18 protein-coding genes are annotated in these 23,545 nt (G+C 71.3%); 11 read left to right on the top strand and 7 right to left on the bottom strand.

What is annotated here, in order from left to right; genetic code table 11:
• Window positions 1-62: 62 nt before the first annotated feature.
• The 3 genes from M3U25_RS19215 to trxA all read right to left on the bottom strand — a co-directional run bounded on the left by M3U25_RS19215 (window position 63) and on the right by trxA (window position 3,360).
• Window positions 63-863 carry a hypothetical protein gene (locus M3U25_RS19215; protein WP_355503528.1) on the bottom strand — a complete coding sequence of 267 codons (801 nt, stop codon included), beginning with the start codon at window positions 861-863 and terminating at the stop codon, window positions 63-65.
• Between the two features lie 125 nt (window positions 864-988).
• A complete protein-coding gene (rho, locus tag M3U25_RS19210; protein WP_355503504.1) occupies window positions 989-2,776 on the bottom strand; it encodes a transcription termination factor Rho in 1,788 nt (595 codons plus the stop codon).
• A 242-nt stretch (window positions 2,777-3,018) separates the two neighbouring features.
• Window positions 3,019-3,360 carry a thioredoxin TrxA gene (trxA, locus tag M3U25_RS19205; RefSeq protein ID WP_017908556.1) on the bottom strand — a complete coding sequence of 114 codons (342 nt, stop codon included), beginning with the start codon at window positions 3,358-3,360 and terminating at the stop codon, window positions 3,019-3,021.
• 202 nt (window positions 3,361-3,562) lie between these two features.
• On the opposite strand from trxA, the gene rhlB reads away from it, so the two are divergent.
• The 6 genes from rhlB to rpoH all read left to right on the top strand — a co-directional run bounded on the left by rhlB (window position 3,563) and on the right by rpoH (window position 9,730).
• Window positions 3,563-5,320, top strand: coding sequence for an ATP-dependent RNA helicase RhlB (gene rhlB, locus M3U25_RS19200; RefSeq protein WP_355503507.1), 1,758 nt, complete (start codon window positions 3,563-3,565; stop codon window positions 5,318-5,320).
• A 73-nt stretch (window positions 5,321-5,393) separates the two neighbouring features.
• Complete coding sequence (ftsE, locus tag M3U25_RS19195; protein WP_242159999.1) at window positions 5,394-6,080, top strand: cell division ATP-binding protein FtsE; 687 nt, start codon at window positions 5,394-5,396, stop codon at window positions 6,078-6,080.
• Entirely contained in the window at window positions 6,077-7,021 is a 945-nt protein-coding gene (gene ftsX / locus M3U25_RS19190; RefSeq protein ID WP_254460239.1) for a permease-like cell division protein FtsX, read from the top strand. The genes ftsE and ftsX overlap by 4 nt, the downstream gene beginning before the upstream one ends.
• Before the next feature lie 7 nt (window positions 7,022-7,028).
• Window positions 7,029-7,871, top strand: a complete 843-nt coding sequence (locus tag M3U25_RS19185) for a response regulator (protein WP_160965925.1) — start codon at window positions 7,029-7,031, stop codon at window positions 7,869-7,871.
• A 28-nt stretch (window positions 7,872-7,899) separates the two neighbouring features.
• Window positions 7,900-8,631 carry a uracil-DNA glycosylase gene (gene ung / locus M3U25_RS19180; protein ID WP_019796062.1) on the top strand — a complete coding sequence of 244 codons (732 nt, stop codon included), beginning with the start codon at window positions 7,900-7,902 and terminating at the stop codon, window positions 8,629-8,631.
• Window positions 8,632-8,851: 220 nt separating this feature from the next.
• On the top strand, window positions 8,852-9,730 hold the full coding sequence (rpoH, locus tag M3U25_RS19175; protein WP_355503510.1) for an RNA polymerase sigma factor RpoH: 879 nt from the start codon (window positions 8,852-8,854) through the stop codon (window positions 9,728-9,730).
• A 126-nt stretch (window positions 9,731-9,856) separates the two neighbouring features.
• Here rpoH and M3U25_RS19170 read toward each other — a convergent pair whose 3' ends face one another.
• Together M3U25_RS19170 and M3U25_RS19165 are read right to left on the bottom strand one after the other, a co-directional pair.
• Window positions 9,857-10,474: a trimeric intracellular cation channel family protein gene (locus M3U25_RS19170; protein ID WP_355503512.1), complete on the bottom strand. Its 618-nt coding sequence runs from the start codon at window positions 10,472-10,474 to the stop codon at window positions 9,857-9,859.
• Between the two features lie 58 nt (window positions 10,475-10,532).
• Window positions 10,533-11,837 (bottom strand): NAD(P)/FAD-dependent oxidoreductase, encoded by a 1,305-nt coding sequence (locus M3U25_RS19165; RefSeq protein WP_355503514.1) that lies wholly within the window; start codon window positions 11,835-11,837, stop codon window positions 10,533-10,535.
• Between the two features lie 195 nt (window positions 11,838-12,032).
• On the opposite strand from M3U25_RS19165, the gene M3U25_RS19160 reads away from it, so the two are divergent.
• The gene (locus M3U25_RS19160; RefSeq protein ID WP_355503516.1) at window positions 12,033-13,766 is read left to right on the top strand and encodes a VanW family protein; all 1,734 of its coding nucleotides are present in this window, start codon (window positions 12,033-12,035) and stop codon (window positions 13,764-13,766) included.
• A gap of 353 nt (window positions 13,767-14,119) precedes the next feature.
• On the opposite strand, the gene M3U25_RS19155 is transcribed toward M3U25_RS19160, so the two are convergent.
• Complete coding sequence (locus tag M3U25_RS19155; RefSeq protein WP_355503518.1) at window positions 14,120-16,309, bottom strand: primosomal protein N'; 2,190 nt, start codon at window positions 16,307-16,309, stop codon at window positions 14,120-14,122.
• A 610-nt stretch (window positions 16,310-16,919) separates the two neighbouring features.
• Between M3U25_RS19155 and M3U25_RS19150 the strand changes: the two genes are divergently transcribed.
• The 3 genes from M3U25_RS19150 (at window position 16,920) to sppA (ending at window position 21,887) form a co-directional block, all read left to right on the top strand.
• Window positions 16,920-18,383 (top strand): hypothetical protein, encoded by a 1,464-nt coding sequence (locus tag M3U25_RS19150; RefSeq protein ID WP_355503520.1) that lies wholly within the window; start codon window positions 16,920-16,922, stop codon window positions 18,381-18,383.
• 158 nt (window positions 18,384-18,541) lie between these two features.
• A complete protein-coding gene (locus M3U25_RS19145) occupies window positions 18,542-19,912 on the top strand; it encodes an MATE family efflux transporter (protein WP_242160007.1) in 1,371 nt (456 codons plus the stop codon).
• A 76-nt stretch (window positions 19,913-19,988) separates the two neighbouring features.
• Window positions 19,989-21,887, top strand: a complete 1,899-nt coding sequence (sppA, locus tag M3U25_RS19140) for a signal peptide peptidase SppA (protein WP_160945578.1) — start codon at window positions 19,989-19,991, stop codon at window positions 21,885-21,887.
• Between the two features lie 80 nt (window positions 21,888-21,967).
• On the opposite strand, the gene M3U25_RS19135 is transcribed toward sppA, so the two are convergent.
• Complete coding sequence (locus tag M3U25_RS19135) at window positions 21,968-22,174, bottom strand: hypothetical protein (RefSeq protein WP_355503530.1); 207 nt, start codon at window positions 22,172-22,174, stop codon at window positions 21,968-21,970.
• An 87-nt stretch (window positions 22,175-22,261) separates the two neighbouring features.
• On the opposite strand from M3U25_RS19135, the gene M3U25_RS19130 reads away from it, so the two are divergent.
• Complete coding sequence (locus M3U25_RS19130; protein ID WP_355503523.1) at window positions 22,262-23,035, top strand: SDR family oxidoreductase; 774 nt, start codon at window positions 22,262-22,264, stop codon at window positions 23,033-23,035.
• Window positions 23,036-23,545: the final 510 nt, after the last annotated feature.

Here is a 23,545-nt window from a genome sequence, read left to right as displayed (position 1 = left end):
GCGACCGCCTGTCGCCTGGTGGCCGGGACGGCCAGGTGGCCTGGGTCGGCGACCGGTCGACGCTAGCGCGCCGCGCGGCGTTCGTCGTCGCGGCGGCGTGTCGAGACGACCAGCACCGCCAGCAATAGCCCGGCCAGCAGCAACGACGCGCCGACCGTGCCCAGGTCCAGGCCACCCTTGCCGGCCGGCTTGCTCAGCAGATCGCCGAGGGTGGCGCCGAACGGGCGGGTCAGCACGAACGCCGCCCAGAACAGCGCCGTGCGCGAGATGCGGGTGAAGGCATAGGCCAGGGCGATCGCCGCCAGCAACGCCGCGATCAGCAGCGTGCCGCCGGCGAAGCCCAGCCCGGAACTGTCGGCCAGGTAATCGCCCAGCGCGGTGCCCAGGGTGTTGGAGACCAGGATCGCCAGCCAGTAGAAGGCCTCGGCGCGGCCGCTGCCGATCCGCGCGACCGACAGGCTGCGTTCGCACAGCCACCACGTCGCCAGCACCGCGGCCAGCAGGCTGACCAGCAGCAGCGTGCCCTGCGCGTAACCCAGCCCCAGGCTGCGGTCCATATAGTCCGACAGCGTGGTGCCGGCGGTGCTGGTGGTCAGGATCACCCACCAGTACCGCCACGGCTGGAACCGCCGCGCGCGCAGTTGCGCCCACAGCGAGACCAGGAACACCGCCAGCAGCAGCACGCTGCTCAGCGCATAGCCGACATCCAGGGTCATCGACAGCAGATCGCCGCCGGTCTCGCCGAGGGTGGTGGCGCAGATCTTCATCACCCAGAAGCCGAGGGTGACCGGAGCGACCTTGCTGACGGCGGTCGTGGCAGTGGTGTGCATGGCGGCGGACGCGGCGGGGCGAATGCCGCCCATCTCACCCGCGGCCACGTCGAAAGACCGTCGGACCCCGCGCGGTCAGGCGCAGGTAGCGCCGCACCGCCGCCATAAACGCGAACGCCCCGCCGAAGCGGGGCGTTGCGGTCGAACCGGCGCTGGACTCAGCGCTTCATCGAACCGAAGAACTCGTCGTTGGACTTGGTGTTCTTCATCTTGTCCAGCAGGAATTCCATCGCCGCGATCTCGTCCATCGGATGCAGCAGCTTGCGCAGGATCCAGATCTTCTGCAGCAGTTCCGGCTCGATCAGCAGGTCCTCGCGGCGGGTGCCGGAGCGGTTGATGTCGATGGCCGGGTACACGCGCTTCTCGGCGATACGGCGGTTCAGGTGCACTTCGCTGTTGCCGGTGCCCTTGAACTCTTCGTAGATCACCTCGTCCATCTTGCTGCCGGTCTCCACCAGCGCGGTGGCGATGATGGTCAGCGAGCCGCCTTCCTCGACATTGCGCGCCGCGCCGAAGAAGCGCTTCGGGCGGTGCAGGGCGTTGGCGTCGACGCCGCCGCTGAGCACCTTGCCGGAGGACGGCACCACGTTGTTGTACGCGCGGGCCAGGCGGGTGATCGAGTCGAGCAGGATCACCACGTCCTTCTTGTGTTCGACCAGGCGCTTGGCGCGCTCGATCACCATCTCGGCGACCTGCACGTGGCGCGCGGCCGGCTCGTCGAAGGTCGAGGAGATGACCTCGCCGCGCACGGTGCGCTGCATTTCGGTCACTTCTTCCGGGCGCTCGTCGATCAGCAGCACGATCAGGTGCACGTCCGGATGGTTGGTGGTGATCGCCGTGGCCACCTGCTGCATCAGCATGGTCTTGCCGGCCTTGGGCGGGGACACGATCAGCGCGCGCTGGCCCTTGCCCTGCGGCGCCATCAGGTCGAGGATGCGGCCGGAGATGTCTTCCGAGGAACCGTTGCCGCGCTCCAGGGTGAAGCGCTTGCGCGGGAACAGCGCGGTCAGGTTCTCGAACAGGACCTTGTTCTTGCTCGCTTCCAGCGGTTCGCCGTTGATGGTGTCGACGATCGACAGCGCGAAGTAGCGCTCGCCGTCCTTCGGGAAGCGGATGCGGCCGGACAGGTGGTCGCCGGTACGCAGGTTGAAGCGGCGGATCTGGCTGGGCGAGATGTAGGTGTCGTCCGGGCCGGCCAGGTAGCTGGCCTCGGCCGCGCGCAGGAAGCCGAAGCCGTCCGGCAGGATTTCCAGCACGCCGTCGGCGGCGACGCCTTCGCCGTGGCGGGTCAGCACCTTCAGCAGGGCGAAGATCACGTCCTGCTTGCGCGCGCGGGCCACGCCGTCCTGGATATTGAGCTGCTCGGCGATGTCCAGCAGCTTCTGCGCCGGCATCTTCTTCAGGTCGCTCAGCGAGTAGATCGGGAAGCCTTCCGGCACGCTGGCGTGCGGGCGCGGCACGAACGGCTCGTTGCCGCCGTTGTCGCTGGGCAGGCCGTTGTCCTGGAAGCGGTCGCCGCCGCGCTGGTTGCGGTCGCGGTCGCGGCGATTGCGGAAGCGGTCGCGGCGGTTGCCCTGCTGGTTGTTCTGGTTGTTCTGGTTCTGATTGTTGAAGCGGTTGTTGTTGCCGCCGTCGCGCGGCTCACGGCCTTCGCGCGGCTCGCCGCCGTCGGACGCCTGGCCGCCGCCCTGAGGGGCCGGCGCGTCGCCGCCGCCGTGGCTCTGGTTGCCGCTCGCGGCCGGGGCCGGGGCGGACTCCGGCGCTGCGGCGCGCGGCGCCTCGGCCTGGGCCGGCGCGGGGTTCAGCGGCAGGGTCGGCTGCGCCGGCGCGCCGTGCTCGGCGGCGCCTTCCGCGCCGCTCGCGGCCTTGCTGACGCGCGGCTTGCGCACGCGCTTCTCGGCGGGGGCGTCGGCGCTCCCGGGTTCGGACATGGTGTGATCGGACAAGTGGTGTTCCTCGCTAAGAGTGCGAGCGCCCAGCGTGGGGGCATACGGGGTTGGGAGGAGGTCTGGGAGAGAATCTTCCAGAGGGGGTGCGGTGTGCGAATGCCACCGGATGCATCGACACTATCACCGCCGCGCAAGCACGGCAAGCAGGCGTTGGCGGGCGATTCAGCCGCCGGCGGCGCAAGGCCGGCCGGGGTGCCGCGGCGCCGCTCCGGTGGCGGAGCGGGCGCCGGCAGCAGGCGTCAGGCGGCGCTGCCGCCCAGGGTCTTGTCGATCATCTGGGTCAGCTGGCCCTTGCCGACCGCGCCGATCTGGGTGGCCTGGATCTGGCCGTTCTTGAACAGCAGCAGCATCGGGATCGAACGCACGTGGTACTTGATCGCGGTGGCGCGGTTCTCGTCCACGTTGACCTTGGCGACCTTGAGGCGGCCGTCGTAGGCGTCGGCGAGGTCGTCCAGCACCGGCGCGATCATCTTGCACGGGCCGCACCACTCGGCCCAGAAGTCCACCAGGACCGGCTCGTCGGACTGCAGCACCGTGGCATCGAAATCGGCGTCGCCGACGTAAAGGACCTTGTCGCTCACTTTGAGGGTTCTCCTGGGCCAATGCGACTGGCCGGACCGGGTGGCCGCCGCATTGCGGTAAACTGGGGCATTGCGCGGCGAACTCAAGGGATTCCCCCTGTCGCGCGACCCGGCATGGAAGACGCCAGTGTGCGACGCTGCCGGGACCGATGCAAGCCGCGACCTTACGCTTCGGGCGGGGTGGCCTCACGAAGATGGAATGATGAGCGACAAACCGCTGACCGATGTGACTTTTTCCGCGTTCGACCTGCATCCTGCGCTGCTCGCAGGGCTCGAAAGCGCCGGCTTCACCCGCTGCACCCCGATCCAGGCGCTGACCCTGCCGGTGGCCCTTCCCGGCCGCGACGTGGCCGGCCAGGCCCAGACCGGCACCGGCAAGACCCTGGCGTTCCTGGTGGCGGTGATGAACCGCCTGCTCAGCCGCCCGGCGCTGGCCGACCGCAAGCCGGAGGATCCGCGCGCGCTGATCCTGGCCCCGACCCGCGAACTGGCGATCCAGATCCACAAGGACGCGGTGAAGTTCGGCTCCGAGCTGGGCCTGCGCTTCGCCCTGGTCTACGGCGGCGTGGACTACGACAAGCAGCGCGAACTGCTGCAGCAGGGCGTGGACGTGATCATCGCCACCCCCGGCCGCCTGATCGACTACGTCAAGCAGCACAAGGTAGTGTCGCTGCACGCCTGCGAGATCTGCGTGCTCGACGAAGCCGACCGCATGTTCGACCTGGGCTTCATCAAGGACATCCGCTTCCTGCTGCGGCGCATGCCCGAGCGCGGCACCCGCCAGACCCTGCTGTTCTCGGCCACCCTCAGCCACCGCGTGCTGGAGCTGGCCTACGAGCACATGAACGAGCCGGAAAAGCTCGTGGTCGAGACCGAGAGCATCACCGCCGCACGCGTGCGCCAGCGCATCTACTTCCCCTCCGACGAGGAGAAGCTGACCCTGCTGCTGGGCCTGCTGTCGCGCAGCGAGGGCGCGCGGACCATGGTGTTCGTCAACACCAAGGCGTTCGTCGAGCGCGTGGCGCGCGCGCTGGAGCGCAATGGCTACCGGGTCGGCGTGCTGTCCGGCGATGTGCCGCAGAAGAAGCGCGAGACCCTGCTCAACCGCTTCCAGAAGGGCCAACTGGAGATCCTGGTGGCCACCGACGTGGCCGCGCGCGGCCTGCACATCGACGGGGTCAAGTACGTCTACAACTACGACCTGCCGTTCGACGCCGAGGACTACGTGCACCGCATCGGCCGCACCGCGCGGCTGGGCGAGGAGGGCGACGCGATCAGCTTCGCCTGCGAGCGCTATGCGATGAGCCTGCCGGACATCGAGGCCTACATCGAGCAGAAGATCCCGGTCGAGCCGGTCACCGCCGAACTGCTGGTGGCGCTGCCGCGCACCCCGCGCGCGCCGGTGGAGGGCGAGGCCGCCGAGGCCGACGGCGACGAGAGCATCGGCGAGATCTTCCGCGAAGCCCGCGCCCAGCGCGAAGCCGACGAACAGCGTCGTGGCGGCGGTCGCGGCAAGCCCGGCGGCGGCCGCAGCGGCCCAGGCGGCCGTGGCGAGTCGCGCAGCGCCGACGGCAAGCCGCGGCGTCCGCGCACGCCGCGTCCGGCCGAGGCCACGGCCGCGGCGGCCGACGGCACTGCGCCGGCTGCCGCCGCGCCGGCGCCTGCCCCCAAGCCGCCGCGTGCTGCGCCGGCCGAGGGCGCAGCGCCCGCGGTCGAGGGCGAGCGTCCGCCGCGCAAACGCCGTCGCCGTCGCGGCGGGCGCCCGCTGGAAGGTGCCGAGGGTGCACCGGCCGGCAACGGCAGCGCCGCTCCGGCGACCGCGGCCCCGGCCAAGCCGGTGCAGGTCGTGGCCACCCCGGTCAAGGCCGCGCGTCAGGCCGAGCGCGGCGCGGCGGCGAAGAACGATTCGTTCCTGACCCGCCTGGGCCGCAAGCTGCGCTCGCTGGTGTCCAGCTCCTGAGCCGGGCCGGCCGTCCGCCGCGTGCGACGCGCGCGGTGGACGAATACCCCAGCCGCTCCGGCATAATCGCCGGATGAGCGTTCTGCGGTTCGACAATGTCAGCAAACAGTACGCCGGCGGCCACGCGGCCCTGGTGGACGTCAGCTTCGAGGTCGAGGAGGGCGAGATGCTGTTCGTCACCGGCCATTCCGGTGCCGGCAAGAGCACCTTGCTCAAGCTGATCCACCTGAGCGAGCGGCCCTCGCGCGGCGCCGTGCTGTTCGGCGAGCGCAACCTGCTGAAGGTGCGCGGCCGCCGCGTGCCGCTGCACCGGCGCGAGGTCGGCGTGGTCTACCAGGACCACCGCCTGCTCACCGACCGCAGCATCGCCGAGAACGTCGCCCTGCCGCTGATCCTGCGCGGCACCCGCCGCGCCGAGATCGGCAAGCGCGTGCGCTCGGTGCTCGAGCGCATGGGCCTGGGCCACCGCGAGAAGGCATTGCCCTCGCAGCTGTCGGCCGGCGAGCAGCAGCGCGTCGGCATCGCCCGGGCGATGGTCGGCGAGCCGCGGCTGCTGGTCGCCGACGAACCCACCGGCAATCTCGATCCGACCCTGGCCGCGGAAATCATGCAACTGTTCGCCGAACTGCCGGCGCGCGGCACCAGCGTGCTGGTGGTCAGCCACGACCTGGCCCTGCTCAAGCAGATGCGCAAGCGCGTGCTGATCCTGGACCACGGCCGCCTGGTCGACGACATCTCGCCGCAGGACCTGGCCGAATGAGCGCGCGCAATGCCGGCGCCGCGGCGCCCTCGCGGCTGGGCGTGTGGTGGGACCACCACCTGCACAGCATCGTCTACAGCCTCGGCCGCGCCATGCGCAAGCCGTGGGCGACGCTGCTGACCATGGCGGTGATGGCGCTGGCGCTGACCCTGCCGCTGGGCCTGTCGATCGCCCTGGACAACCTCAAGCAGTTCGCCGGCAGCGTGCAGCAGTCGCGCGACATCAACGTGTTCCTGAAGACCGACGTCGACGCCGCCGCGGCGCAGGCGCTGGCGCAGACCCTGCGCGGCCGTGGCGACGTGGCCGCGGTGACGCTGCGCACGCCGGCCGAGGGCATGGCCGAGCTGCGCGACAGCGCCGGCCTCGGCGAAGCGCTGGACGCGCTGCAGGACAACCCGCTGCCGACGCTGCTGATCGTCACCCCGGCCGCGGCCGACGACACCCCGCTGGCGACCGCGCTGACCGCGCTGCCGCAGGCCGACCTGGTCCAGCACGACGCGCTGTGGCGCAAGCGCCTGGACGGCTGGCTGCATTTCGGCGAACGCCTGGTGCAGGTGCTGTCGCTGCTGCTCGGCGCCGGTGCGGTGCTGGTGGTCGGCAACACCGTGCGCCTGGACATCCAGTCGCGGCGCGAGGAGATCGGCGTGCTGCAGTTGCTCGGCGCCAGCGACGGCTTCATCCGCCGCCCGTTCCTGTACCTGGGCGCCTGGTACGGTTTCGGCGCCGGGGTGCTGGCGCTGGGCCTGCTCGCCGCCTCCGGGATGGCCCTGGGCCAGCCGCTGGCGGCGCTGGCCGACAGCTACGGCAGCCATTTCGTGCTGCACGGGCTGGACGCGCTGCACGCCGGGCTGGTGCTGCTCGGCACCCTGCTGCTGGGCTGGCTCGGCGCCTGGCTGGTGACCGGCCACTTCCTGCGCCAGACGCGGCCCACCGACACCTGAGGCGCACATGGCCGGGCACGAGCTCAAGCATCTGATCAGCGCCGCCCCGCGGGTGATGGTGGTCGATGGCTCGAAGCTGGTGCGCAAGCTGATCGCCGACGTGCTGCACCGCGAACTGCCCGACGTGACCGTGGTCGGCTGCGCCAGCATCGCCGAGGCGCGCGCCGCGCTGGAGGCCGGCCCGGTCGACCTGGTCACCACCTCGCTGGGGCTGCCCGACGGCGACGGCCTGACCCTGGCGCGCAGCGTGCGCGAGGCCGCCGGCCAGGCCTACGTGCCGGTGATCGTGGTTTCCGGCGACGCCCAGCAGCACCTGGTCGAGCGCCGTTTCACCGAGTACGTCACCGACTACTTCGACAAGGCGCTTGGCCACGAGGCGCTGGCGACCTTCATCCGCGGCTACGTGCAGCCGCAGCCGGTGGCCGGCGCCACCGTGCTCTACGTCGAGGACAGCCGGGTGGTGGCCGAGGCGACCAAGCGCATGCTCGAACGCCAGCACCTGCACGTGGTGCACGTGCTCAGCGCCGAGGACGCGTTCGCCCTGCTCACCGCCGAGTCGCTGGGCCGCACCACCCGGCGCATCGACCTGGTGCTGACCGACGTCACCCTCAAGGGCGAACTCAACGGCCGCGACGTGGTCCAGCGCATCCGCGTCGACTTCGCCTACGGCAAGCGGCGCATGCCGGTGCTGGTGATGACCGGCGACAGCAATCCGCACACCCAGTCCGAGCTGTTGCGCGCCGGCGCCAACGACCTGGTGCAGAAACCGATCGAAGAGCGCCTGCTGGTCACCAAGGTGCTGTTCCAGCTGCGCCTGGCCCGGCTCGACGAGATCGCGGTGACCTTCTGACCGATGTGATGTCCCGAGCCTGGAAGCGATGAGCAACAACGAAGACGAAAGCCGGATCCAACTGGAGCCGTCGTGGAAGGCGCAGGTCGGCGACTGGCTGCTGCGCCCGGAGATGCGCGAGCTGGCCACGTTCCTGCGCCAGCGCAAGGCCGCCGGTGCGCGGGTATTCCCGCCGGGGCGGCAGATCTTCGCCGCCTTCGATGCCACCCCGTTCGAGCGGGTGGAGGTGGTGATCCTCGGCCAGGACCCGTACCACGGCTATGGCCAGGCGCACGGGCTGTGCTTCTCGGTGCTGCCCGGGGTGCCGGTGCCGCCGTCGCTGCTGAACATCTACAAGGAGATCGAGGACGACCTGGGCATCCGCCGGCCGGACCACGGCTGCCTGCTGCCGTGGGCGCAGCGCGGCGTGCTGCTGCTCAACGCGGTGCTGACGGTGGAGGAAGGCCGCGCCGGCGCGCACCAGGGCAAGGGCTGGGAGGGCTTCACCGACCACGTCGTGGAGACCCTCAACCGCGAACGCGAGGGCCTGGTGTTCCTGCTCTGGGGCAGCTACGCCCAGGCCAAGGGCAAGGTCATCGACACCCGTCGCCACCGCGTGCTCAAGGCGCCGCACCCCTCGCCGCTGTCGGCGCACCGCGGCTTCCTCGGCTGCAAGCATTTCTCGGCGGCCAACGAATACCTGCGACGGCGCGGCGCCACCCCGATCGACTGGAGCCTGCCGCCGCGCGCCGAACTGGAGGCGGCCCTGCGCGGCGCCTGAACCCCGGGTGGACGCAACGGCGCTGTCGCCGGCCGTGGACGCCATTTTCGCGAACCGAATGCTAGCTTGGCGGTCAGATAGCGGGACGATGATGCCGACCCCGATTGTTTCAATGGCTTGTGATGCAGTGCCATTCCTGAGTCGAATGTTGCATAAACAGAACACAGGAACTTTTTACTGTACCCAGCAGTCCAATTAGTAGACTGCTAAGATGAGCCCTATGAGCCAGACTCTTACTACCAACGCATTGGTTGCCAACAACCTCCCGATCCCCAGTCCGCTCGGTTCGCTGGATGCCTACATCGGCGCCGTGCACCAGATCCCGGTGCTGACGTCCGACGAGGAACATGCACTGGCGGTGCGGTATCGCGACCAGGAAGACCTGGACGCGGCCCGCGAACTGGTCCACTCCCACCTGCGCTTCGTGGTGCACGTGGCCCGCGGCTACAACGGCTACGGCCTGCCGCTGGGCGACCTGATCCAGGAAGGCAACATCGGCCTGATGAAGGCGGTCAAGCGCTTCGACCCGGACATGGGCGTGCGCCTGGTCAGCTTCGCGGTGCACTGGATTCGTGCCGAGATGCACGAGTACATCCTGAAGAACTGGCGCATCGTCAAGGTCGCCACGACCAAGGCGCAGCGCAAGCTGTTCTTCAACCTGCGCAAGTCCAAGACCCGCCTGGGCTGGATGAACGCGGCCGAGGTCACCGCGGTGGCCAAGGACCTCAACGTGTCCGAGCGCGAGGTGATGGAGATGGAGTCGCGCCTGTCCGGTCGCGACATCGGCTTCGATGCGCCGTCCGACGAGGACGACGACCACGCGCCGCCGTCGCCGGCCGCGTATCTGATGGCCAACGAGGAAGATCCCTCGCAGGCCTACGAGCGCGCCGACAGCGAGGACAACCAGCTGCAGTTGCTGCGCGAAGGCCTGGCGGAACTGGATGCGCGTTCGCGCGACATCATCAAGCGCCGCTGGCTGGATGCCGACAGCAAGATCACCCTGCAGGAACTGGCCGACGAGTACGGCGTGTCGGCCGAGCGCATCCGCCAGATCGAGGCGAACGCGCTGAAGAAGATGAAGGCGCTGTTCGTCGCCTGAGTCGCCTGCGGCGATCGCTTGCATTGCGCGAAAAGGCCCGGCATTGCCGGGCCTTTCTTTTTGTCGCTGGGCCACTGCGGACTGGCGCCTGCCGAGTGCACAAGTGCACCCGTACCAGCGGCCGAGCTACGACTCCGGCGGACGCGCCACCGGCAGGTGCCAGCCGTAGCGGATCGCCATGAAGCGCAGGCCGAAGCACAGCACCGCGCCGACCGCCAGGCCCCAGGGCTGCGGCAGGTGCAGCACCTGCGCCGCGGCGACCACGCCGCCGCCGAGCAGGGCCGCCACCGCGTACAGCTCGGCCTGCAGCACCACCGGCGTACGCGCCACCAGCAGGTCGCGGACGATGCCGCCGCCGATGCCGCTGAGCATGCCCAGCAGCGGTGCGCTGACCGGCCCGAGGCCGAAGGCCAGCGCCTTGCTGGTGCCGTACACCGCGAACAGCGCCAGGCCCATCGCATCGAAGATCTGCACCGGATTGCGCAGGCGCTCGACCGTGTGGTGACGGTAGAAGGCCAGCAGCCCGGCCAGGCAGGCGACGCCGAGATAGCGCACGTCGGCCAGCGCTGCCGGCGGGGTGGCGCCGATCAGCACGTCGCGGGCGATGCCGCCGGAGACCGCGGCCGCGCAAGACAGCACCAGCACCCCGAACAGGTCCAGGCGATGGCGCACGCCGACGGTGGCGCCGCTGATCGCGAACACGAAGGTGCCCAGCAGGTCGAGCAGGAACAGGAAGGTCGCCAAGACGGGGACTGCGCCGCAGCAAAAAGGCCGGCTAGGATCGCAGCCCCGTCCTGCAGTGTCACCTGTCCGCGGGCGGCGCGGCCTGTGCCTGCGTGTCCTCCGCCTCGGGCGGGTCGCCGAGGATGATGCGTGCGGCGCGCTGGTAGCTCCAATACGCCCAGGCCCAGTTGAGCAGTACCACCACGCGGTTGCGGAAGCCGATCAGGAAGAACACGTGCGCGGCCAGCCAGAACCACCAGGCCAGCACGCCGGAGAGCTGCAGCCGGCCCAGGTGCACGATCGCGGCCATGCGCCCGATGGTGGCCAGGTTGCCGTAGTCGGCATAGCGGAACGGCGTGCTGCGGGCGTCGCCGCGCAGCCGCCGGCGCAGGGTATCGGCGACGTGCCGGCCCATCTGCTTGGCGGCCGGCGCCACGCCCGGCACCGGGCGGCCGTCGGCCTGCTGCACCGCGGCCAGGTCGCCGGCGACGAACAGCTCCGGATGGCCGGGCACGCTCAGGTCCGGCTGCACCTGCACGCGGCCGCTGCGGTCCAGCGGCGTCTGCAGGGTCTTCGCCAGCGGCGAAGCGGCCACGCCGGCGGCCCAGACCACGGTGCGCGCCGGCACGAAGGTGCTGCCGAGCCGGTAGCCGCTGGCGTCGATGTCGGCGACCGGTATCCCGGTCAGCACTTCCACCCCGAGCTTTTCCAGCTGCTTCTGCGCCTTGGCCGAGAGGTGCTCGGGGAAGGAGGACAGCACCCGCGGGCCGGCCTCGATCAGCCGCACCCGCGCTTCGGCCGGGTCGATGCGGCGGAACTCGTGCTTGAGCGTGTGCCGGGCGATCTCGGCCAGGGTGCCGGCCAGCTCGACGCCGGTGGGGCCGCCGCCGACGATGGCGAAGCTGAGCCAGGCCGCGCGTGCGGCCGGATCGGTTTCCGCTTCGGCACGCTCGAACGCCAGCAGCAGGTGCCGGCGCAACTGCAGCGCATCATCCAGGGTCTTCAGGCCCGGCGCGTGCGCCGCCCAGTCGTCGTGGCCGAAATAGGCATGGGTGGCGCCGGTGGCGACCAACAGGTAGTCGTAGTCCAGGGCCTGGCCATCGGCCAGGCGCACCTGCCGCGCCTGCTTGTCGATGTGGACCACTTCGCCCAGGCGCACTTCGACGTTGTCCTGGTGGCGCAGGATCTGCCGCAGCGGCGCGGCGATGTCCGGCGCCGACAGGCCGGCGGTGGCGACCTGGTACAGCAGCGGCTGGAACAGGTGATGGTTGCGGCGGTCGATCAGGGTGATGCGCAACGGCGTCTTGGCCAGGGCGCGGGTGGCCCACAAGCCGGCGAAGCCGCCGCCGATCACGATCAGGTGCGGCACGCGTGTGTCGTCCATGCAGGACTCCAGAAGGGGGAGGGGAGAGGAGGCGTCCGGTGTCGGCGCGGCGGTCGCGTGGCAGTCGCGCGGCGCACCGATCCGCCGGAACGCGCGCTGCCGATGGGGCGCTGCGCGATCGTCGAAGGCCGGACCTGCATGCTCGTATAGTAGCGCGATGCCAAGCGCGGTCAGCGACAGAGAAAACGCACGGTCATGTCAGCGACAGTGAAGCCGCGCGCTTCGGTGCCGCTGCGGGCGCCGCTGCCGTCGCGCTGGCGCAGCCTGCTGTTCTGGGCCAAGACCCGCGCGCTGCAATTGCGCCGCGCGCTGGACGATCTGCGCGATGGCCCGCGCCGGCATCGCCGCGATGGCGGCCTGGCGATCGCCGATGCCGCTTGCGCCGAATCGGTCACCGCGCTGTGGCCCAACACCGAGGAGACCGCAGCGCAGCTGGTGGCCGGCAAGATCCACAACCTGCGCCTGGCCGCGCGTGTGCTGCACGGCGTGGAAGTGCCGGCCGGGGCGACCTTCAGTTTCTGGCGCCAACTGGGCCGTGCCACGCGTCGTCGCGGCTTCGTCGCCGGCCGCGAACTGCGCGAGGGCTGCCTGGTGCCGTCGATCGGCGGCGGCCTGTGCCAGCTGTCCAATGCGATCTACGACGCGGCGCTGCGGCAGGGCCTGGAGATCGTCGAGCGGCATCGCCACACCCAGGTGATTGCCGGCTCCCTGGCCGAGCGCGACCGCGATGCGGTGGTGTTCTGGAACTACGTGGACCTGCGCCTGCGCGCCGCCGCGCCGTGGCGGCTGGAGGTGTGGCTGGACGGCGAGGCGCTGCACGTGCGCATCCGCGGCGGTGCCGCGGCGCCGGCGGCATTGCCGTTGCCGCCGCTGCAGCGCCGCACCGCGCCCGCCGGCGTCGACGCCGCCAACGACTGCACCCGCTGCGGCCGCAGCGCCTGCCATCGCCATGTGGCGGCGGTGCCCGAGGGCCTGCACCGCACCTGGCTGGTGGACGAGGACTGGCCGGAGTTCGTCGAGGACCGCCAGCGCCGGCGGAAGCCGGGCGACCGGGTGCTGGCGTTGCCGCGCACCAGTGCCGCGGCGGTGCACGCCGCGCTGATGCGGCGCTGGTGGCTGTGGCGCGGCATGCCGTTGCCGCAGGCGCGCCAGCGCGCGCAGCGCATCCGCCTGCAGGCGCTGCGGCGCCGGCTGGGCGCACGCGACGTCGACCTGGTGGTGCCGCAGAGCCTGTTGCCGGAGTTGTGGCTGGCCGGCGAACTGCAGGGGCGGCGCTGGGACGTGTACATGACCGCCTTGCCGATGCACCTGCTGCAGGCGCGCCTGGACGTGGCCGCGCAGCGGCATCCGCACAGCCCCACCCTGCGCGATTTCCGCGCCGATCCGGCGCTGGTCGCCGCCGAGCGCGCGGCACTGGCGCAGGCGCGGCACTGGATCACGCCGCACCGCGAACTGCTGGCGCTGGCCGGCAGCCGCGGTCTCGCGCTGGCATGGCAACGGCCGCCGCTCGCGGCGGTCGCGGCAGGGCATACGGTCGCCATCGCGGACACCGCGCCGCGGGTGCTGTTGGCAGCCTCGGCGCTGGCGCGCAAAGGCGCCTACGAATTGCGCGAAGCGTTACGTGGCCTGCCGCTGCTGTTGCTGCTGCCGCCCGGCGCGCAGGAAACGCCGGACTTCTGGAACGGCGTCGACGTGCAGCGCGTCGCCTCGATGGCCGAGGGCGTGCGTGCGGCCACGCTGGTGCTGCTGCCGGCCTGGATCGAACAGCAGCCGCGCGGGCTGCTGCTGGCCATGGCGCTGGGCAAACCGGTGATCGCCACCGCCGCCTGCGGCCTGGCCGCGGACGATGGCGCGTGGCGTTGCGTGGAAGCCGGTGACAGCGCCGCGCTGCGCACGCAATTGGTGGAGGCATTGGGCCTGGCGGGTTGAGCGAAACGCAAGGGCGTTGCAGTCGCCTGCAGGGGCAGCGATTGCTTCGCCACGTTGAGGCGCTGCTCGTTTGAAACGGCTTTCAGGCAATCTCTGGGCACTCCCTTTGCGGCGCGCTGGCAACACACGCCATTGCCTCGTAGGCGCTGCTTCAGCCGCGACAGGCTTTCCCGGTAACGCCTCGTCGCGGCTGAAGCCGCTCCTACGGAACCGGATCGCGCGGAATCGCGCGGAATGGAATCACGCATTGGAGTGTGGCGATCTGCAGCTTCATCCATGCGCGACGGGCACATCATCGGCTTGGCGACGTTGGTCGACGTTGTGGCGGGTGTCTTGGGCGTGACGTACCCGCCTCAGTACAGATCCTGCGGATCCACATCCAGTGACCAGCGCACCCGCCGTGCCTGCGGCAGCGCGTGGATCGCCGGCACCGCCGTGTCCAGCAACGCGTGCAGCGCGCGCCGCGTGCTGGCCGAGAGCAGCAACTGGGTGCGCTGGAAGCCGGCGCGGCGCGGCATCGGCGCCGGCATCGGGCCGAAGCGCTGCACCTCGTCCTGCACCGGCAGCAACGCGCGCACGGCGGCGAGGAAGGCGTTGGCGTGTTCGACCTGCTTGGCCTCGGCGCGCAGCAGCGCCAGGTGCGCAAACGGGGGGAAGCCGGCGGCCTCGCGCTGCTCCAGTTCCGCGGCGGCGAAGGCGTGGTAACCGCCGTGGACCAGGGTCTGCAGCAGTGGATGTGCGGGGTGGTGGGTCTGCAGCCAGACCTCGCCCGGGCGGGCGGCGCGACCAGCGCGCCCGGCGACCTGGATCAACTGCTGCGCCAGCTTCTCGCTGGCGCGGAAATCGGCCGAGAACAGACCTTCGTCAATGCCCACCACCACCACCCGGCTCAGCTGCGGCAGGTCGTGGCCCTTGGCCAGGATCTGCGTGCCGACCAGGATGCCGGGCGCGCTGCCGAGCGTGGCCAGTTGCGTCTCCAGCGCGTCGCGGCGCTGGGTGGTGCTGCGGTCGATGCGCAGCACCGGGACGTCCGGGAATGCCTGCACCAGGCGTTCTTCCAGGCGTTCGGTGCCGATGCCCTGCGGCTGCAGCGCCAGGCTGCCGCAATCCGGGCAGGCCAGCGGCGCCGGCTGGCGCGCGCCGCAGTGGTGGCATTGCAGGCGCCGGCCGCCGGCGTGCACGGTCATCGGCGTGGCGTGCAGCGGCGTGCTGCAGCGCTGGCACGGCGCGGTCCAGCCGCAGTCGTGGCACAGCAGCACCGGCGCATAGCCGCGGCGGTTCTTGAACACCAGCACCTGGCCGCCTTCGGCCAGTGCCGTGCCGATGCCGGCCAGCACCTCCGGCGACAGGCCGTCCTGCAGCGGGCGCTTGCGCACGTCGAGTACGCGCACCGTCGGCGGCTTGGCGTCGCCGGCGCGGCGGGTCAGGCGCAGGTGCGCGTAGCGGCCGCTGGCGGCGTTGTGCAGGCTTTCCAGCGACGGCGTGGCGCTGCCCAGCAGCACCGGTACGTCCAGCGCCTTGCCGCGGACCAGGGCGAAATCGCGGGCGTGGTAGCGGATGCCGTCCTGCTGCTTGTAGCTGCCGTCGTGTTCCTCGTCGACCACGATCAGGCCGGCCCGCGGCAGCGGCACGAACACCGCCGAGCGGGTGCCGACCACCACCTGCGCCTCGCCGCGCCAGGCGGCGGCCCAGACCCGGGCGCGTTCGTTGTCGTTGAGCCCGGAATGCAGCGCATGCACGGGTACCCCGAGGCGGGCGCGGAAGCGTGCCAGGGTCTGCGGGGTCAGGCCGATCTCCGGCACCAGCACCAGCGCCTGGCGGCCGCGCGCCAGGCAGGCGGCGATCGCCTGCAGGTAGACCTCGGTCTTGCCGCTGCCGGTGACGCCGTCGAGCAGGAACGGCGCGAAGCCGGCAGCGGCGACCACCGCGTCGATGGCGTCCTGCTGTTCGGCATTGGGCACCGGCCCGGGCTGCGGCTGCGGCGCCGCGGCGCTGGCCGGCACCGCGATGCGTTCGGCATGCCCCCGCTTGGCCAGCGCGCGCGCGGCGCTGCGCCAGTCGTCCATCGCTTGGTCCAGCCGGTCCTCGTCCATGGCGCCGGCCGCCAGCAGCGCGGCGAAGCGATGCGGACGGGTGCCGGGACGGGCACGGTGGCTGGCGCCGGCCTCGGTCAGGCGCCAGGCCCAGGCGTGGGTGTCGGGCAGCGGCTCGCCACGGCGCAGCGGCACCGGCAACGCCGTGGCCAGTACCTCGCCCAGCGGCGCGTGGCTGTAGCGCGCCAGCCAGCGCAGCGACTCGGCCAGTTCGCCGTGCAGCAACGGCGTCGGGTCCAGCCAGGCCAGCGCGGCGCGCAGGCCGTCGGCGTCCTCGACCTGGCCGATCGCGGCCACCACGCCACTCAGTTCGCGGTTGCCGAACGGCACCTGCACGCGGCGGCCGACATCGCCGTCGGCGACCGTGTCGCCGGGCGGCGGCAGGTAGTCGAACAGGTGCGGCAGCGGCACGGGCAGGGCGACGCGGAGCGTGGCGGCGGGGGAGGGCATCCACCTAGTCTAGGGCGTGCCACCAATTCCCGAGTGTGCCGCCTGCCAGACCCAACCCGAAGGGCCGCGGTTGCGCGCGCCCGTGGCCGCGTCATCGCTCGGGCGTGGACGCACGTCCACGTCCTCGCTCTTCCTTGCCACAGGCACGCGCAATCGCGGCGCGGCATGCTCGGGGCTTGGTGACACGCCCTAGCGGCCGTGGCAAGCGGGTCCCGGGTGCCGGGAGTTGCGCGCGATTGCTGCCTGCAAAGTGATAAACCGGTCGTAAATAGCTGCCGCGCTTGGAGAATCGAATTTATCCACATCTGCTGTGGATAAAGCTGTGTATGACGGGCATGCTCCACGCCGTGAAGACGGACTCACAAGCCTCTGCCACGAGTTGGACAAAAAAGCGCCAATCGCATTTATTGCTTGCAGAACAACAAGTTGGCCGTGAAACACAGATGCAACATGGTTTCGCGGGGGCTTGACAAGACCTGTCCCGGGCCAATTTCCGGTGCTGTGCACAACCCGCCGTCGCGACGGCCGCCAGTGAGCCGATCGCGGCCTCGCTGTCAAGCGCGCGGTGCGGCGGCGGCCTCGCTATCATCGCGCCGATGATGGAGTTCCGATGACCGCCACGTCCCCTTCCGACGGCGTGGCCGCCCCGCCCGCCCTGGCCGCGTTCCTGCGCGGGATCGAACGCCGCGCCGCGGTCCTGGCCGACCTGCAGAGCGGCCGGCCCGAACGCGGCATGCCGGCCCTGGCGGCGGCGATGCGGGCGTTCCGCAGCCACGCCGCGGCCCTGCCGATGGCCGACTGGCCGCTACGGTTCTGGAAGCTGCTCGGCGCGGTGCCGACCCTGCGTCAGGCCGAGGCTGCCGGGGGCGCCTGGCCGGCGCCGCTGGCGCACCTGCGCACCCTGCAGCCGGCCGACCGCCTGGCGCTGCTGCTGCGTATCGTGGCCGGGCTGGACGAGCCGCTCGCCGCGCAGGTGCTGCAGCTGTCCACCGAGGACTACCAGCAGGCGCTGGCGCGGGCCTGTCCGCGCGATGCCGACGGGCGTCCGGATGCGGCGGGCTGGCGCGCGCTGGCCGATGCGGCACAGCAGTGCCTGCGCGACCTGCCGCCGGTACGGCTGCAGGCCCTGGCGCAGCTGCGCGATGCGGCGATCGCCGGCAGCACGGCCCCGCCGGCGGCGACCCCGGCCCCGGCAACGGACACGGCCGCCGCGCGTCCGCGCCGCCGCGGCGCGCGCTCGGCCCTGCGCACGCGCCTAGCCGGTGCGGTGATCGCCGTCGTGGTCCTGGCCCTGGTCGGGACCGTGTTCTGGGACCGTCTGCCTTGGCATCGGTCCCGTGCCGCCGCCGCGGCCGGCGGCAGCGACGCGAGCCTGGCGTTGGGCGATACCGGTCCAGTGCAGGTGGAAGTGCTGCCGCCGGAGTCGGACACCGCCAGCGCAAAGCCGCTACCGGCCGACCCGCCGGCGCCGCTGCCGGAACCGGCGATCTACGACCTGGATTTCTATGCGTGGTACGCGGCCGGTGCGCCGCCGCCGCGGATCGAGCGCAGCGCCCCCAGCGCCGCCGACCTGGCCGAAGCGGCCGAAAACCCGCCCGCCGCCGCCGCCGCCGTGGCCCCGGCCATCGCGCCCGCCGCAGCGGCGAGCGCGCCACCGGCGCTGACCCCGGCGCAGCTGCGCGCGCGCCAGGCCGCCTGGGACGCGCTGCCCGCGGCGGCGCAGGCGCGCCTGCGCCAGGTCGCCGCGGCCTTTGCCGGCCTGCCGATCGAGCAGCAGCACATCTTGCATGCGCAGTTCGCCGAGATGGACGCGCTGGAGCGCCACGGCTGGTTGCTCGGCCCGGAACTGGGCGCCGAGTTCTGGGCGCTGCAGCCGCTGCTCGGCTACGTGCCCGCGGCGCAGCGGCAGGCGCTGCTGGGCGTGCTGCGCAGCCTGCCGGCGGATCAGCGCGAGCATCTGGCACTGCTGTCGCAACGCACCCCGCCGCAGGACCGCGCGGCCCTGCGCCGCGACCTGCTCGCCCAGGCCGCCGACAGCCGCGGCGCCTGGCTGAAGCAGCGCGCCGCACGTTGAGGCGCGCGCTGCGCTTGGCTTTCGTGGGTGCCTGATCCCAGCCGCGGGGCGTGGCTCCCAGCAGCCATCCGTCGCAGCGGGTAGAATGCGCGGACTCCGCCACCCGGTGTCCGGCGCTGTCTGCGCGGCCGCAGTGGCGAGATCGCCAGAGTCTTGCAATGTTTTCGTCTTCCACCCCGGCCACGGTCCGGGGCCGCGAACTGCGCACCACTGCGCAGCTCGCCCTGCCGCTGGTCCTGGGGCACGTCTCCACCGGCCTGATCAGCTTCGTCGACAACGTGATCGCCGGTCACCACGGCACCCGCACGCTGGCCTCGGTGACGGTCGGCACGGCTCTGCTGTGGCTGCCGATGATGATCCCGATCGGCACCCTGATCGCCTTGACCGCCTCGGTGTCGCAGCTCGACGGCGCCAAGCGCCAGGCGCAGATCGGGCCGCTGTTCCGCCAGGCGCTGTGGCTGTCGCTGGGCCTGGGCCTGCTGATGTTCGCGTTCCTGAGCGTGATGCCGATGGCGCTGCCGCAACTGGGCATCGCCCCGGAGATCGTGCCCGGCGCGCGCGACTTCCTGCACGCGATCCGTTGGGGCGTGCCGGCGCTGGTGCTGTATTTCTGCATGCGCTACCTCAGCGAAGGCATGCACTGGACCCTGCCGACCATGCTGCTCGGCTTCGGCGGCCTGTTGTTGCTGGCCCCGCTCGGCTACGCGCTGACCTTCGGCCTGTGGGGCCTGCGCGAGCACGGCGCCGGCGGCCTGGGCATGGCCTCGGCGATCACGATGTGGGCGCAGGCGCTGTGCTTCGCCCTCTACCTGGCGCGGTCCAAGCGCTTCGCGCCGCTGCGCCTGTTCGCGCAGTTCGAGGCGCCGGACCTGCGCGCGATCGCCGGGCTGCTGAAGACCGGCCTGCCGATCGGCGTGACCATCCTGATGGAAGGCGGCCTGTTCATCGTCACCGCGCTGCTGATCGCGCGGCTCGGCGAGGTGCCGGCGGCGGCGCACCAGATCGCGATCAACGTGGCGCAGCTGTGTTTCATGGTGCCGATGGGCGTGGCCGAGGCGACCACGGTGCGGGTCGGCCGCGCGGCCGGTGCCGGCGACGCGGTGGGCGTGCGCGGTGCGGCCTGGGCCGGCTATGCGATCGTGCTCGGCACCCAGGCGCTGTCGGCGCTGGTATTGCTGTTCGGCCACGACGCCATCGTCGGCATCTATACCAGCGACCTGGCGGTGGCCGCGCTGGCCTCCACGCTGCTGCTGTACGCAGCCACGTTCCAGTTCCCCGACGGCCTGCAGGTGCTGTCGGCCGGCGCGCTGCGCGGCCTCAAGGACACCCGCGTGCCGATGCTGCTGGCCCTGTGCTCCTACTGGGGCCTGGGCATGCCACTGGGCGCCGGCCTCGGCCTGTGGCTGGGCTGGGGGCCGCAGGGCATGTGGATCGGCCTGATCCTGGGCCTGACCGCGGCGGCGGTGATGATGGGCGCGCGGTTCCGCTGGAGCAGCGCGCGGCTGCTGGCCGCGCCGGCGGCCCCCTGACTTCAGACGCATGTGCGGCGCCTGACGCAGCCGGTATGCTGCGCAGGCGCAAGACGCCTTCCCTTCGGAGTTTTCCATGAACCAACCCGTGCGTCGCAGCCCCGTCGCCAACTTCTTCGTCGGCCTGTGGGATGTGATGAACTTCACCCGCCGGTTGATCTTCAACCTGGTGTTCTTCGGCTTCCTGTTGCTGATCCTGCTGGCGATGGTGTTCGCCATGGCGCGCGGCGACGGCGGCAAGGCGCTGCGCGACCGCACCACGCTGCTGATCGCGCCGGAAGGCAAGCTGGTCGAGCAGTTCAGTGCCGACCCGGTCAGCCGCGCGCTGGCCAAGGCGATGAACGACAAGGGCGCGCAGGAGATCCAGTTGCGCGACCTGGTGCGCGCGATCGAGGCGGCCAAGACCGATCCCAAGATCGAGCGCGTGGCGTTGCGCCTGGACAAGCTGCAGCCCAGCGGCTTCGCCTCGATGCGCGAGGTGGAGAAGGCGCTGCAGGACCTGCGCAGCTCCGGCAAGCAGATCGTCGCCTACAGCGACAACCTGAACCAGTGGCAGTACCTGCTGGCCGCGCAGGCCAACGAGGTCTACCTGGACCCGATGGGCTCGATGACCCTGGAAGGGCTGGGTCGCTACCGCCAGTACTTCCGCGAGGGCCTGCAGGACAAGCTCGGCGTGGACGTGCACCTGTTCAAGGTCGGCGAGTACAAGTCCGCCGCCGAGCCCTACGTGCTCGACGCGGCCTCGCCGGCGTCCAAGGAAGCCGACCTGTTCTGGATGAACGACGTGTGGCAGCGCTATGTGGCCGACATCGCCAAGGCGCGCAAGCTGGCGCCTGAGCAGATCAACGCCGGCATCGACACCATGCCCGAGGGCGTGGCCGCCGCCGGCGGCGACCTGGCCAAGTTCGCCCTGCAGCAGAAGCTGGTGGACGGCCTGAAGACCCGCGAGGACGTCGAGCAACTGCTGGCCAAGCGCGGCGTGGCCGACGACGATGCCGACACCGGCTATCGCAACGTCGACCTGGATGGCTACCTGCAGCAGCTGGACCTGCGCCGCTCGCCGGTGGATTCGCGGCCGCAGGTGGCGGTGGTGGTCGCCGCGGGCGAGATCAGCGGCGGCGAACAGCCGGCCGGCCGCATCGGCGGCGAGTCGACCGCGGCGCTGCTGCGCCAGGCGCGCGACGACGACGCGGTGAAGGCGGTGGTGCTGCGGGTGGATTCGCCCGGCGGCGAAGTGTTCGCCTCCGAGCAGATCCGCCGCGAGGTGGTGGCGCTGAAGGCCGCCGGCAAGCCGGTGGTGGTGTCGATGGGGGACCTGGCCGCGTCCGGCGGCTACTGGATCAGCATGAACGCCGATCGCATCTACGCCGACCCGTCGACCATCACCGGTTCGATCGGCATCTTCGGCATGATCCCCAACATCACCCGCACCCTGGACAAGATCGGCGTGCATACCGACGGCGTGGGCACCACCCGCTTCGCCGGCGCGTTCGACATGACCCGGCCGATGGATCCGGCGGTGGGCCAGCTGATCCAGTCGGTGATCAACAAGGGCTATGCCGACTTCACCGGCAAGGTCGCGCAGGCGCGCGGCAAGTCGGTCGAGGCCATCGACCAGGTGGCGCGCGGCCGCGTGTGGAGCGGTGCGCAGGCCAAGGAGCGCGGGCTGGTGGACGCGTTCGGCGGCTTCAAGGATGCCGTGGCCGATGCCGCCGCGCGCGCCAAGCTGGGCGGCCCGGACAAGTACCGGGTGCGTTACGTCGAGAAGCCGGCCACGCCGTTCGCGCAGTTCGTCAGCGGGTTCGCCGGCAGCCGCCTGGGCGTGTGGATGCTGAGCGACTCGGCGCTGGGCCATGCCCTGCTGGCGCGCAGCCTGCCGGAGCTGGACACCCAGTTGCGCTTCGTCAAGGACGCGGCCGACACCCGCCCGGGCGCACCGGTGAAGGCGCTGGCCTACTGCTTCTGCGGTCTGTGAGCCGGCCCTGAGCCGGTGGCGGCGCGCCCGCGCGGGCGCGTCGCATGTGCCTGCAACGCCGGCCCCGTGGCCGGCGTTTTTCATTGCGCGGTGGCGGCGTCGAGCGCGGCGTTCTGCGTGGCCGCGGCGCGGTCGAGCGTGGCCTGGGTCTGCCTGGCGCGGTCCAGCGGCTGGGCGATGGCGGCGCGCAACGCGCTGGCCTTCGGCGGTGGCGGCGCATCGGGCGGTTGCGGCGGCGCCGGCCTGCATGCGGCCAGCAGTGCGAGCAACGGCAATGCCAACGTCATCCTGCGCAGTGGTGCGGACATGGCGGCGACCTCCTCGAGGGTGGAGGTATCATCCTACGCCTCTCACGTGAGCAGACAGGCACGCGCATGCAGCACCGTTGGCGACTGGACGGACAGACCGCGCTGATCACCGGCGCCAGCGCCGGCATCGGCCTGGCGATCGCACGCGAACTGCTCGGGTTCGGCGCCGACCTGCTGCTGGTGGCGCGCGACCTCGATGCATTGGAGATCGCACGCGACGAACTGCGCGACGCCTTCCCCGAGCGCGAGATCCTGGCACTGGCCGCCGACGTCGCCGACGACGAGGACCGCCGCGAGATCCTGGACTGGGTCGAGGACCATGCCGACGGCCTGCACCTGCTGATCAACAACGCCGGCGGCAACGTCAGCAAGGCCGCGGTGGACTACACCGAGGACGAGTGGCGCGGCATCTTCGAGACCAACCTGTTCTCCGCCTTCGAGCTGTCGCGCTACGCGCATCCGCTGCTGGCGCAGCATGCGGCCTCGGCGATCGTTAACGTCGGCAGCGTGTCCGGGCTGACCCACGTGCGCAGCGGCGCGCCCTATGGCATGACCAAGGCAGCACTGCACCAGCTCACCCGCAACCTCGCCGCCGAATGGGCCGAGGATGGCATCCGGGTCAATGCGGTGGCGCCGTGGTACATCCGCACCCGCCGCACCTCCGGCCCGCTGTCGGATCCGGACTACTACGAGCAGGTGATCGAGCGCACGCCGATGCGCCGCATCGGCGAACCGGAGGAAGTCGCGGCGGCGGTCGGGTTCCTGTGCCTGCCGGCGGCCAGCTACATCACCGGCGAATGCATCGCGGTGGATGGGGGGTTTTTGCGCTACGGGTTCTGACGGTTCGGTGGCTGCATGGCGGCGGCGTGCGAGCAGGGCTCCAGCCGAAGGCGCAGTGCGGTGCGTCCCGGGCGGTACGTCGTCCCTCCCACAAAGGCACGCTCGCCGTGTTAGACCGGCGGCGGTCGGGGTCCTGTGCCTGCCGGCGGCCAGCCGAAGGCGTCTTGCGGCGCATCCCGGGCGATACGTCGTCGGGACTGAAGTCCCTCCCACAAAGGCGCGCGCTCGCCGTGGTAGGCCGGCGGCGGCGAGCGCCAGGAAGTGGCGGCTGCGGCCGGGTTCCTGTGGTTGCGCCTGCTACATCACCGGCGAATGCATCGCGGTGGACGGGGGGTTTTAGCGCTGCAGGCTGTGGTGCAAGCGAGGCAACTGCATGCAGCGGAATCCGTAGGAGCGGCTTCAGCCGCGACCGGGCGTTCCCGGTAACGCCCGGTCGCGGCTGAAGCCGCTTGTGTCTTATGAGGGTCTATCGTTGTAGGTGAGAGCGGAGTGCGGCAGGCCGTTTAGCCG

Origin of the sequence: Xanthomonas sp. PPL134 (assembly GCF_040595915.1) — a bacterium.
GTDB lineage: Bacteria > Pseudomonadota > Gammaproteobacteria > Xanthomonadales > Xanthomonadaceae > Xanthomonas_A > Xanthomonas_A indica.
This window is presented reverse-complemented; position numbering and strand designations above follow the sequence as displayed.

What these genes read in the sequence shown, in the direction of transcription:
- M3U25_RS19155 (WP_355503518.1), bottom strand. Translation starts at nt 16,309, where the DNA reads ATGCCCTCCCCCGCCGCCACGCTCCGCGTCGCCCTGCCCGTGCCGCTG.
- rhlB (WP_355503507.1), top strand. Translation starts at nt 3,563, where the DNA reads ATGAGCGACAAACCGCTGACCGATGTGACTTTTTCCGCGTTCGACCTG.
- M3U25_RS19215 (WP_355503528.1), bottom strand. Translation starts at nt 863, where the DNA reads ATGGGCGGCATTCGCCCCGCCGCGTCCGCCGCCATGCACACCACTGCC.
- M3U25_RS19135 (WP_355503530.1), bottom strand. Translation starts at nt 22,174, where the DNA reads ATGACGTTGGCATTGCCGTTGCTCGCACTGCTGGCCGCATGCAGGCCG.
- ung (WP_019796062.1), top strand. Translation starts at nt 7,900, where the DNA reads ATGAGCAACAACGAAGACGAAAGCCGGATCCAACTGGAGCCGTCGTGG.
- ftsE (WP_242159999.1), top strand. Translation starts at nt 5,394, where the DNA reads ATGAGCGTTCTGCGGTTCGACAATGTCAGCAAACAGTACGCCGGCGGC.
- sppA (WP_160945578.1), top strand. Translation starts at nt 19,989, where the DNA reads ATGAACCAACCCGTGCGTCGCAGCCCCGTCGCCAACTTCTTCGTCGGC.
- M3U25_RS19130 (WP_355503523.1), top strand. Translation starts at nt 22,262, where the DNA reads ATGCAGCACCGTTGGCGACTGGACGGACAGACCGCGCTGATCACCGGC.
- M3U25_RS19165 (WP_355503514.1), bottom strand. Translation starts at nt 11,837, where the DNA reads ATGGACGACACACGCGTGCCGCACCTGATCGTGATCGGCGGCGGCTTC.
- ftsX (WP_254460239.1), top strand. Translation starts at nt 6,077, where the DNA reads ATGAGCGCGCGCAATGCCGGCGCCGCGGCGCCCTCGCGGCTGGGCGTG.
- M3U25_RS19185 (WP_160965925.1), top strand. Translation starts at nt 7,029, where the DNA reads ATGGCCGGGCACGAGCTCAAGCATCTGATCAGCGCCGCCCCGCGGGTG.
- M3U25_RS19145 (WP_242160007.1), top strand. Translation starts at nt 18,542, where the DNA reads ATGTTTTCGTCTTCCACCCCGGCCACGGTCCGGGGCCGCGAACTGCGC.
- M3U25_RS19150 (WP_355503520.1), top strand. Translation starts at nt 16,920, where the DNA reads ATGACCGCCACGTCCCCTTCCGACGGCGTGGCCGCCCCGCCCGCCCTG.
- rpoH (WP_355503510.1), top strand. Translation starts at nt 8,852, where the DNA reads ATGAGCCAGACTCTTACTACCAACGCATTGGTTGCCAACAACCTCCCG.
- M3U25_RS19160 (WP_355503516.1), top strand. Translation starts at nt 12,033, where the DNA reads ATGTCAGCGACAGTGAAGCCGCGCGCTTCGGTGCCGCTGCGGGCGCCG.